This window comes from Streptomyces sp. NPDC051987 (genome assembly GCF_040680735.1).
In the GTDB taxonomy this organism is placed as follows: Bacteria; Actinomycetota; Actinomycetes; order Streptomycetales; family Streptomycetaceae; genus Streptomyces.
Window position 1 is genome coordinate 1 of the sequence record NZ_JBFAXI010000150.1, and the last position, 12315, is coordinate 12315.

Here is a 12315-nt window from a genome sequence, read left to right on the forward strand (position 1 = left end):
CAGTTGAGGACCACGAAGTCACCGGGCGCCACGTCCGTGACACCGTCACCGACCGACTCCACCACACCCGCCGCCTCATGCCCCAGCAGGAACGGAAACTCGTCGGTGATCCCGCCCTGCTTGTAGTGCAGATCGGTGTGACAGACCCCGCAGGCCTGGATCCTGACCAGCGCCTCCCCCGGCCCGGGGTCGGGCACCACGACGGTCTCCAGGCTGACAGGGGCGCCCTTGCCCCGCGCGACGACGGCACGGACCTGCTGCGACATGGCCACTCCTCGGCTGCAGAGGTGAACGAGGCGTTGCCCTATACGGCACACATCTCGCGTTCCGCAACACAGCATCGCGGAGGCCGCACCGGGGGTCAAGGATCCGTCGACCGGCCGCACACCGGGCCACGCCCCACACCGGGCCACGCCCCGCACCGAGCCATGTCCTGCACCGGGCCGCGTCCCGCCGCGGGGCCACGCCACGGATCACGCCTGCAACGAGCCCCAGGCCCGCGCCCGACGCCCGCGCCCGGTCCACGCCCGCGCCCGCGCCAGCTGCCGCCCGAGTCGCCCCTGCACCCGAGCCTCCCGCGCGCCAGGAGCCCCCGGCCGCCGGGCCCCCTCCCCGTACGCGGGTATCATTTCTGGTGCAATCACCACAAACCTCACATGACGAGCCCGGCACGGATGTGCCCGAGGTGAGGATGCGCGACATCACCTTCGACGGCCGCGACGAACTCCCGGAGCCCGGGGGCGAGGCGGAGGTCCTGCTGGACGCTCGGGGCCGGGTCGCGGCCTGGGGTCCGGGCGCCGAGGAACTGCTCGGCCACCCGGCGCGGGAGGTGCTCGGCCGGCCGGCGGACGACCTGCTGCACGACCCCGCCGACGCCGCGGGTGTCGTCCGCCGCTGGGCGGCGGGGGTCCGCCAGGGGCCGCTGACACTGCGACGCCGCGACGGGGAGCCGGTGGACGTCCAGGTCTGGGTGCGCCCCCTCACCGCCGCGGACGGCGAACGCCGGTGGCTCGTGCAGGGGGCGGGCGAGGAGTCGTACCGCACCTACGCGTTCGGCCGTGCCCTGTTGCGGGGGCTCTTCACCGACGTCCCCTTTCACATCGACCTCTTCGACACCCAGCTGCGGTTCATCGCCCAGAACCTCACGCAGCGGCGCGCCGGCGTGTTCAAGGGGGCCGCGTACTCGGGGCACACGATGCGGGAGATGGCCCCGCCCGGTCTGCTGGACCTCGACGCCCTGGAGGAGCGGCAGCGGCGGGTGCTGGAGACCGGCGAGGCGCTGCTGGACACGGAGGTGGTCGGTCATCCCGTGCCCGGGTCACCGCGGGACTACGTGTGGTCGGAGTCCATCGTGCCGCTCAGGGACCCGTCCGGGAGGGTGATCGCGCTGGCCCATGTGGTGTCCGACGTGACCCAGCGGGTCCGCGCCCGGGAGCGGCTGGTCCTGGCCAACGAGGCCGGCGCCTGGATCGGGACCACCCTGGACCTGTGGCAGACGGCCCGGGAGCTGACCGAGGTCACGGTGCCCCGGTTCGCCGACGCCTGCCAGGTCGACCTGCTGGACTCCTTCTTCGCCGACCGGGACGACAGGGAGCCCGCCGACGATGCGCGGCCGGACCACCCGGTGCTCCGCCGGGCCGCCTGCGGCGGAGCGACGGCCGGCGACCCGGGCGCCGACGGATCCCGGCCGGTGCGGGTGGGCGAGCTCGACACGGCGGCGACGGCGCCCGGCTCCCCGTTCCTGCGCGCCCTGGCAACGGGCGAGTCCGTCCTGCTGGCGGACGAGCAGCTGCGCCCCCGCACCGGCGGCGCGGCCTTCCAGCGGGCTCCGGGTGCCGGGCCGGACGTCCACTCCTGGCTGCTCGTCCCGCTGCTCGCCCAGGGCGTGGCGCTCGGCACCGCCGTCTTCATGCGCTCGCACACCTCCCGCCGGTTCGAGCCGGAGGACGTGCTGCTCGCCGAGCAGATCGTGACCCGTGCCGCGGTCTGCGTCGACAACGCCAGCCGCTACCACCGGGAGCGGACGACGGCCCGGACCCTCAGGCGCAGCCTGCTCCCCCAGTGGCTGCCGTCGCCGTCGGCGGTGCGGACCGCGTCCCGTTATCTGCCGGCCAGTGAGCACACCGGGCTGGGCGGGGACTGGTTCGACGTGATCCCGCTGTCCGGGGCGCGGGTGGCGCTGGTGGTGGGCGACGTGGTCGGGCACGGTCTGCAGTCGGCGGTGACCATGGGCCGGCTGCGCGGCGCCGTCCGCACCCTGGCCGATCTCGACCTGTCCCCGGCGGAGCTCCTCGCCCACCTGGACGACCAGATGAACCGGTTCCTCGACGAGCGCGGCGACGAGGTGTCCCTGGTGACCGGGGCGACCTGTCTGTACGCGGTGTACGACCCGGTGACGCGGCTGTGCCAGCTGGCCCGCGCCGGCCATCCGCCCCCGGCGGTCGTCTCCGCGGACGGCGCCGTGGACTTCGTGGACCTGCCCGGCGGCCCGCCGCTGGGCCTGGGCGGTGTCGTGTTCGAGGAGTGCGAGATCGCCCTGGACGACGGCGACCTGCTGGTCCTCTGCACCGACGGGCTGCTGGAGTCACGTGCCCAGGACCTCGCGACCGGGATGCGCCGGATGCGCGCCACGCTCTCCCGCACCCCGGCGTCGGCAGCCCCGCAGGAGGTGTGCGACACCCTGGTCCGCGAACTGCTGCCGCCGGGCCATCAGGACGACGTGGCCGTCCTGGTGGCCCGGATGAGCGGTCTGCCCCCGGACGCGCACGTCACCTGGGAGATCGAGCCGCGGGAGCGGATGGTCGGCCGGGCCCGCGAGCTGACGGCGCGGCAGCTCGCGCGGTGGGGGCTCGCGGAGGAGTCGTTCACCACCGAGCTGATCGTCAGCGAACTGGTGACGAACGCGCTGCGGTACGGCGGTGCGCCGATCACGCTGCGCCTGATCCGGGACCGGAAGCTGATCTGCGAGGTCTCCGACGGCAGCAGCACCTCGCCGCACGTGCGGCGCGCCCAGGACACCGACGAGGGCGGACGCGGTCTCTATCTCATCACCCGGATCGCCCAGAACTGGGGAACGCGGTACGGCGCACGGGGCAAGACCATCTGGGCCGAGCAGTCACTCCCCGGTTGACGCCCGCACCGCGGAGGGGGGCCGGTCGTCGTCCGTGCCGGGTACGACGACCAGGAAGGCGTCCGTGCTCAGGTCCATCACCACGGTCGCCCGCCCGCCCTCGGCGCGGCACTTCGCCGCGTACTCCTCGGCCGGCCACGAGCCTCGGGGAGCCCCGGCGGGAAATCGCTCCAGCACCTTCGCACCCATAACGGTCCTGCACCTCCCACAGTCGGTTGTCGCCTTGTCCTGCGGCTGCCCGGGATCGACGCGGACATGCCGGCGGGACGAGCCGGGAGGTACACATAAAGAAGAAATAAGCGCAGAATGGTGAATGGCGGCGGATACCGCACGCACCAGACGCGGTCAGGCCTGCAAGTCAAAGGAGACGAGTCATGGCCAACGTCTCGCACGGCAGAAGTGACATAACCAGCCACCCCGATGTCAACGAGATGCGGGAACGCTACGCCCGCATGCTCGGCGGCCGTGATGTGGCGCTCGTGGACGGACCGGTGTTCCTGCTCGGTCTGTACTGCGCGGCGTCCCCGTGGATCGTCCACTACACGGCGAGCCAGCCCGCGCTCGTGGCCCACAACCTGATCATGGGCATAGCGATAGGCCTGCTGGCACTGGGCTTCACCAGGGCTCCGGAGCGCATGTACGGCCTGAGCTGGGCCATGTGCGCCATGGGCATCTGGATGATCATCGCCCCCTGGGTGGTCGGCACCAGCCCTGACAAGGGCGTCATCATCAACAACGTCATCATCGGCGCGCTGGCCCTCTGCCTCGGGCTGGTGTGCGCCGCTTCGGCGGCCAGGCGGACGCCCATGACCTAGGGCACACCGAGCATCCTCTGGAAAGGAGGACGCGGGGCCGGTCCGACGACGGCGGACCGGCCCTGCCGCGCCCGCCGCACAGCGTTCGCGCGTCGCAGCCGGCCGCCGGCGCGGTGCGGTTCAGGGGGCCGTGCGGAAGGAGATCCACACGTCCGGTGGCAGTTCCGGCCGGCCCGGCACCGGCCGGGTCTCCTCGGTCCAGGCGTCGCCGGCGGCCTCGGCCGCCACCCGCCGCCAGAAGGCCACGGCGCCCGGGTTCTCGTACTGGAACGCGATCTCCCAGCGGCCCGGATGACGGGTGAGCACCTCGTGGACGGCGGCCAGTCCGATGCCGGTCCGCCGCGCGCCGCGCGCCACGAAGAAGCTGTTGAGCACCCGCACGGGCGCGTCCAGTGCCCGGACGAAGGCGAAGCCGACCAGGTGCTCGCCCCGGGCGAAGAGGTAGGGCGCCCAGTCGGGCGAGGAGAAGGCGTCCTCGACACGCTCGCCGCGGAAGGAGCCGTCGGGGCTCGGCAGGATCCCGCGGAACTCGGACAGGTCGTGGCGGAACATCAGCCACAGGCGTTCGACGACGGGGCGGTCTTCGGGGGCGGCGGGGCGGACGACGACGTCGGCACGCCCCCGGGCAGCAGTGAGTCCGGTCATGAAAAAAGCCTCACCCGGTGGTGTGTGACCGCCGGGTGAGGCTGACGTGTGCTCGTCACGTTACACCACGGCCGGCTCCTCCGTGGTCAGGAACTCCTCGCTGATCTCCTTCGCCCCGAAGGGCCAGACCTTCTCCAGCCGGGCCCAGACCAGGAACGCCACGCAGCCGAGGGCGAGCCAGGCCAGGGACCACTCGATGGGGTGGCGGCCCGGGGAGTTGCGGTCGGCGTAGCCGTAGATCACGCACCAGCCGGCGAAGGCGACGATGCTCGGCAGCGGGTACAGCCACATGCGGTACGGCCGCTCCAGCGCCGGCTGCCGGCGGCGCAGCACCGAGAGCGCCACGATCTGGGCGAGCGCCTGGACGATCACCATCACGGTGGTGAGCAGCTGGATGAGGGTAGCCAGGTCGGTGTGGCGGCCGATCAGGAAGCCGATCGCGGTGATCACGCCCATGGTCGCGAGGCCCAGCATCGGGAAGCGGTGCTTCGGGTGCAGTTTCCCGTAGGGGCGGAAGAAGACGCGGTCGCGGGCGGCGTCGTAGGGCACCCGGGATCCGCCGAGCAGGCCGGTGAAGACCGAGGCGAAGGCCGTGACCAGGATCAGCACGGTCACCGTGTCGGCGGCGCCCTTGCCCCAGGTCTTCTCCAGCACGGCCGAGGCGACCGAGGTCGAGGCGATGTCGGCCGGGTTCGTCATGCGGTGCCAGTCGACCACGCCGAGCGTGCCGATCTGGAGCAGCAGGTAGATGGCCATGATGCCGAGGATCGAGAGGATGATGGAGCGCGGCAGGACGCGGCCGGGGTCCTTGATCTCGGCGCCCATGTACGCGGTGGTGTTGTAGCCGAGGTAGTCGTAGATGCCGATGGTCAGGCCGGCGGCGAAGCCGAGCCAGAAGTGGTCGCTCGTCAGGTCGAAGGCGTGGGCCGGGTACGTGAAGGCCAGGTGCGGGCTGAAGTCGGTCGCCGCCGCGATGATCACCAGCAGCACCGAGGCGATCATCACCGTCCACATCACGGCGGTGATCCGGGCGATGTGCTCGATCCCGCGCCAGAGCAGCAGCACCACCAGGGCGATGACGCCGAGCCCGATCAGGTCGCCGGAGGTCTGGCCCAGGCCGGGGGCGAGGTAGCCCAGGTACTGGACGAAGCCGACCACGCCCGTGGACATGATCAGCGGGATGAAGAGCATCGCCGTCCACACGAAGAGGAACGGCATCAGGCGTCCGGTGCGGTACTGGAAGGCCTGGCGCAGATAGACGTAACTGCCGCCGGAACCGGGCATCGCGGCCCCGAGTTCGGCCCAGACGAGGCCGTCGCAGAGCGCGAGCACCGCGCCCGCGACGAAGCCGATGACGGCCTGCGGGCCGCGGAACGCGGCGACCATCAGCGGAATGGTGACGAACGGACCGATGCCGCACATCTGGCTCATGTTGATGGCAGTGGCCTGGAACAGCCCGACACGGCGGACGAAACCGCCGGCCGGAGGCGCACTGCCCGGGGCGCCGGAACTTCTGGGACCTGCAGACATGGGGGCTCCTGAGCGAGACACGGGGAGGTGGGCGGGGCGCGTACGGCGGTCGGGGGTCGACTCGGCGGGATGGCCGATAAAGTTAAGGAGCCTTACTAGATGCGTCAAGTATGCGTCGGGAATCGGTGAGAATGGTGCGATGGCCGCCAGCGACGTCGTAGAGGAGCAGGAGCAGCCCTGGAGCCGGCAGCGCCTGCGCAGCACCAACGAGCGGCTGCTGCTGGACCGGCTGCGCCTGCTCGGTTCCGCCTCGCGCGCCCAACTGGCCCGGGAGACAGGGCTGTCGAAGCCGACCGTGTCCAGCGCGCTGGCCGCGCTGGAGTCGGCGGGGCTGGTCCACGAGGTCGGCACCCATGTGCCGGAGCGCGGGCGTACGGCCGTGCTGTACGCGCCGGACCCGGCGGCGGGCTACGCACTCGGCGTCGACGTGGGCCGGGGCTGGCTGCGGGCGGCGGTCGCCGACCTCGACGGCACCCTGGTCGCCCGCTGCGACGTGCGCAACCGGGCCCGGGGCTCGGGCGCGATGGCGGACCTGCTGGTCACGACCGCCCGGCAGGTCGTCGCCAACTCCGGGGTCGATCCGGACGAGGTGGTGCACGGGGTGGTGGGCACGCCGGGCGTGTACGACGAGCGGCAGCGGCGGGTGCGGTACGCCATGCACCTGCCGGGCTGGGGGCGGCCGGGCCTGTTCGACCGGATGCGCGAGGAGCTGGGCGTCCCGCTGGAGGTGCACAACGACGCCAATCTGGCGGCACTCGGCGAGTACACGTACGGCGTGGGGGCGGGCAGCCGGCTGTTCGCGTACATCATGATCGGCACCGGCCTCGGAATGGGCGTGGTCAGCGAGGGGCGGTTGTTCACCGGGGCGCACGGGCTGGCCGGGGAGATCGGCTTCCTGCCCTGGCCGGGGCGGCAGCGGGGGCCGGAGCGCCTGGAGGACGCGGTGTCGGGGGTGGCCGTGGTCGAGACCGCGCGACGGCTGGGGATGACCGGGCAGCTCACCGCGAAGTCCGTGTTCGACGCGGCCCGCCAGGGCGATCCGGCCGCGGCGGAGGCGGTACGGCTCGAAGGCGAGCGGATCGCGCACACGGTGGCGGCGGCCGCGGCCGTGCTCGACCCCGACCTGGTGGTGCTCGGCGGCGGTGTCGGCCACAGCGTCGACCTGCTGCTGCGCCCCGTGCGGGAGCATCTGCGCACGCTCACCCCGCTGCGCCCGAAGCTCGCGCCCAGCCGACTCGGCGAGGACGCGGTGCTGCTGGGGGCGGTGGCCACGGCCCTGGGCACCGCCCGTGATCTGGTGTTCGAGCGCAGGTCGGGCGCCGCCTGACCGCGGCGGCGCCAACTCGCCCAGGCTTCGCGGTGATTGACACGGCCTCTCGGCCGCCCTAGCTTGAACCGGGTTAGTAAAGTTTCCTAACTTTACGAGCCTGGAGACCACCGTGTTCCCTCGCCGTGCCCCCGGACACCGCCTCGCCACGGCCGCCGTGGCCCTGGGACTGCTCTGCTCACTCAACACCAGCGCCTGGGCCGGGGCCCGCGACCCGGCCCACGGGACCGCCCGGATCACCCGTGTGCCGTCCGCCGCCGGGTCCGCCACTCCGCTGTCCGGGTACGCGATCCGGTCGACGGCCGACGTGAGCGACTCCGCGGCGGCGGTCTCCTCCCCCGGCTACCCGACCGCGGACTGGTACCCGGCGGGCGCCCGCTCCACGGTCCTTGCCGCACTGCTCGCCGACGGCGTCCATCCCGACCCGTTCGTCTCCACCAACCAGCAGAAGATCCCCAAGGCGCCCTTCCAGGTGCCCTGGTGGTACCGCAGCGACTTCTCGGTGGCCGACCCGGCCCAGCGCACCTACCTGGACTTCAGCGGGGTGATCTCGGCGGCCGACGTGTACCTGAACGGCCGTCAGGTCGCCACCGCCGCCGACGTCACCGGCGCCTACACCCGGCACGAACTGGACGTCACCTCGCTGGTGAGGTCCGGCACCAACACGGTCGCCTTCCGGGTCCAGCCCAACAACCCGAACAAGAACCTCACCATGGGCTGGCTCGACTGGCTCCAGCCGCCGCCCGACCAGAACATGGGCATCGTCCGGGACGTCGTCGTCCGGCGCGGCGGCCCGGTCGCGCTGCGCGACGCGCACGTGGTGACGAAGCTCGCGGTGCCGTCCCTCGCGACGGCCGACCTGACGGTGCAGGCGCAGGCCCGCAACGACTCGGACGCGCCGGTCACCGCCGATGTCTCCGGCACCGTCGCCGGGGTGGCCCTCACCCGGTCGGTCCGGCTCGCCGCCCACCAGGCCACGACCGTCACCTTCACCCCGGCCGACACCCCCGGTCTGCACCTCGCCTCGCCGAAGGTGTGGTGGCCGGCGGGCATGGGCGGTCAGCCGCTCTACGACCTCGACCTCACCGCCTCCATCGCCGGCACGGCGTCGGACACCGCGCACGAGACCTTCGGCATCCGTGATGTCCGCGCACCGCTGAACTCCGACGGCGCCCGTCAGTACTCGGTCAACGGCCGCCGGCTGCTGATCAAGGGCGGCGGCTGGTCACCCGACGAGTTCCTGCGCTGGGACCGCGCCTACGCCGAGGACCGCCTGAAGTACGCCCTCGACCTGGGTCTCAACGCCATCCGCCTGGAAGGCCACATCGAGCCCGACGAGTTCTTCGACCTCGCCGACCGCCTCGGCGTCCTCACGCTGCCCGGCTGGGAGTGCTGCGACAAGTGGGAGGGGCAGACCAACCCCGGCGAGAGCGGCGAGAAGTGGACCGCCGCCGACTACCGGGTCGCCCAGGCCTCAATGGCCGCCGAGGCCGCCCGGCTGCGTGACCACCCGAGCGTGGTCTCCTTCCTGATCGGCAGCGACGCCGCGCCCGACGCGACGATCGAGAAGAACTACCTGGACGCCCTGGACGCCGCCGGCTGGTCCGTCCCCGTCGTTCCTGCCGCCTCGGACAAGTCCGCCCCACAGCTGGGCAGTTCGGGCCTGAAGATGACCGGACCCTACGACTGGGTCCCGCCGGGCTACTGGTACGCCAAGCGCGAGGGCGGCGCCACCGGCTTCAACTCGGAGACCAGCGCCGGACCGGACATCCCGACCCTCGACACCCTGCGCCGGATGATGACCCCGGCCGAACTCGACACCCTCTGGCAGAACCCGGACGCCAAGCAGTACCACCGCTCGCCGTCCGCCACCTTCGGCACCCTGAAGGTCTACGACGCCGCCCTCACCGGCCGCTACGGCGCCCCGAAGAGCCTCGCCGACTACGTCCGCAAGGCCCAGCTCGCCCAGTACGAGAACGTCCGCGCGCAGTACGAGGCGTACGAGCGCAACCAGACCGACGCCTCGAAGCCCTCGACCGGGGTGATCTACTGGATGTTCAACAGCGGCTGGACGTCCCTGCACTGGCAGCTGATGGACCGTTACCTCGACCAGGGCGGCGCCTACTTCGGCGCGAAGAAGGCCAACGAGCCGCTGCACGTCCAGTACTCCTACGACGACCGCTCGGTGGCCGTGGTGAACAACCGGCACACGCCGGTCTCCGGGCTCACCGCGCGGGCCACCCTCTTCACCCCCGACGGCACGCAGAAGTACGACAAGACCGTCACCGGCGTCTCGGTCAGGGGCGACGGCGCGCACAGCACCGTGCTCACGCTGCCGGCGTCGGTGACCGGGCTGACCTCCACCTACCTGGCACGTCTGGTCCTCACCGACGCCGACGGCAAGGAGGTGAGCCGCAACGTCTACTGGCTCTCCACCCGGCCCGACACCCTCGACTGGACGAAGACCGACTGGTGGCACACGCCGACGACGAGCTACGCCGACCTGTCCGGGCTCTCCTCGATGGCCCAGGTCCCGGTCACGGCGACCGCGTCGACGACCGGGAAGGACGGCACCTCGACCACCACGGTCACCGTCCGCAACTCGGGCGCGGGTAAGACCCCGGCCCTGCTGACGGACGTCCATCTGGTCGACGCGGACGGCCATCCCGTGCTGCCGGTCCGGTGGTCGGACAACGAGGTCAGCCTGTGGCCGGGCGAGTCGGCGACCCTGACGGCCACCTACCGGACCGCCGACCTGCACGGCTCCACGCCCCAGGTGCGGGTCTCCGGCTGGAACGCGGTGGAGCGGACGGTTCCGGCGGGACCGCCGGAACCGTCCGTCACGCTCAGCTCACGTTGAGCGCGGTGTCGTCGACGACGAAGGACGTCTGGAGGGTCGAGCCCTCGACACCGGTGAACTTGATGGTGGCCGTGGTCCCGGCCAGGGAGGAGACGTCGAAGCTCTTGAGGACGTATCCGGAGGCCGCGTTGAGGTTGGAGTACGTGGCCAGGGTGGTGGATCCGGCGGTGACCGTTAGCTTGTCGTAGGCGGTGCTGGTGGTGGTCTCCGCGGTGTCCACGTGCAGATAGAAGCTGAGCGTCGCGGAGCAGCCGGACGGAATCGTCACCGACTGGGACAGCGTGTCGGTGTGGGCGGAACCGTAGCCGTCGAGCCAGGCCTTGTAGGAGCCGGTGCGGGCCGCCTCGCTGCTGGAGTTGGTGATGACCCCGCTGCCGGCGGTCCAGGTGGTGTTGCCGGACTCGAAACCGGGGTTGCCGAGGAGCTGGGCGGAGGTGCAGGTGCCGCCGCCACCACCTCCCCCGCCGCCACCGCCACCGCTGGTGCCGCTGGACGCCCCGGTGAGCCAGGCGGTGGCGTTGAGGGCGAGGGCGGCGTTGGTGGCGCCGCTGTCGTTCCAGCCGTCGTACAGCGTGTTGCCGGACTGGCCGGTGCCGTCGTCGATCGGGGAACTGTCGCCCCAGAAGGCGACCCGGCCGCTGCCGAAGGTGCTGGTGGCGAAGAACGCGCCGGTGTTGCCGGAGTAACCGCTGCGGTAGACCAGGCCCTTGACGTTCGCGTTGTCGGCGGGCTTGAGGGTCGCGGTCGTCCCGTCGGCGATCAGGCTCTTGGTGACGGTGCCGAAGGAGCCGTGCAGCACGGGGTTGCTGCTGTCGCTGATCGCGGCCGGGTAGCCGGAGCTGATGTCGAGGGAGTCGATCGAGAAACCGAACGGGTCGGTCGAGTCGACGCTGTTGTTGGTCATCAGGTCGTTGAGGATCTCGACCGCGTCGTAGCCGTCGTTGTTGCGGTCGGCCCCGGTGTGGTCGGAGATCATGAAGAGACCGCCGCCGTTCTTCACGAAGTTCATGATCGCCGTCTTCTCGGCGGTCGTGAACAGCGTGTTCGGCTCGGGCAGCACCAGCGCGTCGAAGTTCGACAGGTCGGTGGTCGAGGAGCCGCCGTAGGTGAGCGCGCTCGTCGCCGTCTTCATGCTGTAGCTGCCGGTCTTCTGCAGGGCGACGCCCCACGACGACAGCGCGCCGGTCCAGTCGGTCTCCGCGGACGGGGAGGAGTCCTGGGCCAGCGGGTCGGGCTTGCTGGTGGAGATGATCCAGTCCGCGTTGCCGGCCTCCTCGGCGTGGCCGTCGTCGAACAGGACCCGGTAGGTGGTGGCCGCGTGAGCGGGGGCGGCCGCGGTGCCGACCTGGAGGGCGGCTCCGGTGACGAGCAGTCCGAAACCGGCCAGGGCGGTGGTGAGTCTGTGGCGGGATCTACGGGATCCAAGCATCCGGCGAACCTCCGTGAGGGGGTGGGGGTGAAGGCGGTGCGGGCGCCAAATCTGCGCGCGTAGAACGTGCTTGAGATTTCTACACGCGTCGACTCATTGAAAGGTACATGGCATGTCCGGTCGGTGAACAGAAAACCGCTGTAACAACCGAGCGGGACTGCCGCCGGACTGAGCGGGCAGATTGGACAGCAGCGGAGTACCGACGAAGAGGGGCGGACATGGAGATCTCGGGCATCATCAGTGCCATCGTCATCGGGCTCATCATCGGTGTGCTGGGACGCCTGGTCGTCCCCGGCCGCCAGCACGTCGGCGTCCTGTGGACCATCGTCGTCGGCATCGTCGCGGCGCTGCTGGGTTCGGCGATCGCGGCGGGCTTCGGCGTGGCCGACACCAAGGGCCCCGACTGGATCGAGTGGTTCATCCAGATCGCCCTGGCGGCGATCGGGATCGCCGCCCTGGACCGCAGCAGGGCACGCCGGTGACCGGAGCGCGCCTCACCCGCGGCGGGGGGGGGCCCCGGCGGGGGGGGGCCGCCGCCCCCCCCCCCCCGCCGGGGCGCGGGGGGCCCCGCCCCCCCCC

Annotated in this window: 10 protein-coding genes; 5 read left to right on the plus strand and 5 right to left on the minus strand. The window is 71.7% G+C overall.

The features are described 5' to 3' along the window. On the minus strand, positions 1 to 266 hold a 266-nt coding region (locus AB0M11_RS39645), incomplete at its 3' end, for an alcohol dehydrogenase catalytic domain-containing protein (RefSeq protein WP_365713522.1). A 425-nt stretch (positions 267 to 691) separates the two neighbouring features. Between AB0M11_RS39645 and AB0M11_RS39650 the strand changes: the two genes are divergently transcribed. After that, entirely contained in the window at positions 692 to 3130 is a 2439-nt protein-coding gene (locus tag AB0M11_RS39650; RefSeq protein WP_365713524.1) for a SpoIIE family protein phosphatase, read from the plus strand. Here AB0M11_RS39650 and AB0M11_RS39655 read toward each other — a convergent pair. Then, a complete protein-coding gene (locus AB0M11_RS39655; protein WP_365713526.1) occupies positions 3116 to 3319 on the minus strand; it encodes a hypothetical protein in 204 nt (67 codons plus the stop codon). The two genes, AB0M11_RS39650 and AB0M11_RS39655, sit on opposite strands and share 15 nt — an antisense overlap. 185 nt (positions 3320 to 3504) lie before the next feature. On the opposite strand from AB0M11_RS39655, the gene AB0M11_RS39660 reads away from it, so the two are divergent. Beyond that, positions 3505 to 3945 carry an SPW repeat protein gene (locus AB0M11_RS39660; protein WP_365713528.1) on the plus strand — a complete coding sequence of 147 codons (441 nt, stop codon included), beginning with the start codon at positions 3505 to 3507 and terminating at the stop codon, positions 3943 to 3945. A gap of 120 nt (positions 3946 to 4065) precedes the next feature. Here the strand turns inward: AB0M11_RS39660 and AB0M11_RS39665 are convergent, their stop codons facing one another. Then, positions 4066 to 4590: a GNAT family N-acetyltransferase gene (locus AB0M11_RS39665; protein ID WP_365713530.1), complete on the minus strand. Its 525-nt coding sequence runs from the start codon at positions 4588 to 4590 to the stop codon at positions 4066 to 4068. 60 nt (positions 4591 to 4650) lie between these two features. Continuing rightward, complete coding sequence (locus AB0M11_RS39670) at positions 4651 to 6120, minus strand: APC family permease (protein WP_365713532.1); 1470 nt, start codon at positions 6118 to 6120, stop codon at positions 4651 to 4653. Positions 6121 to 6259: 139 nt separating this feature from the next. Here AB0M11_RS39670 and AB0M11_RS39675 point away from each other — a divergent pair, with 139 nt between their 5' ends. Both AB0M11_RS39675 and AB0M11_RS39680 read left to right on the plus strand, forming a co-directional pair. Continuing rightward, on the plus strand, positions 6260 to 7447 hold the full coding sequence (locus AB0M11_RS39675; RefSeq protein WP_365713534.1) for an ROK family transcriptional regulator: 1188 nt from the start codon (positions 6260 to 6262) through the stop codon (positions 7445 to 7447). Between the two features lie 112 nt (positions 7448 to 7559). After that, the gene (locus tag AB0M11_RS39680; RefSeq protein WP_365713536.1) at positions 7560 to 10307 is read left to right on the plus strand and encodes an exo-beta-D-glucosaminidase; all 2748 of its coding nucleotides are present in this window, start codon (positions 7560 to 7562) and stop codon (positions 10305 to 10307) included. Here the strand turns inward: AB0M11_RS39680 and AB0M11_RS39685 are convergent. Then, positions 10294 to 11736 carry a hydrolase gene (locus tag AB0M11_RS39685; RefSeq protein WP_365713538.1) on the minus strand — a complete coding sequence of 481 codons (1443 nt, stop codon included), beginning with the start codon at positions 11734 to 11736 and terminating at the stop codon, positions 10294 to 10296. The two genes, AB0M11_RS39680 and AB0M11_RS39685, sit on opposite strands and share 14 nt — an antisense overlap. 218 nt (positions 11737 to 11954) lie before the next feature. On the opposite strand from AB0M11_RS39685, the gene AB0M11_RS39690 reads away from it, so the two are divergent. Continuing rightward, positions 11955 to 12218 carry a GlsB/YeaQ/YmgE family stress response membrane protein gene (locus AB0M11_RS39690; protein ID WP_365713540.1) on the plus strand — a complete coding sequence of 88 codons (264 nt, stop codon included), beginning with the start codon at positions 11955 to 11957 and terminating at the stop codon, positions 12216 to 12218. Positions 12219 to 12315: the final 97 nt, after the last annotated feature.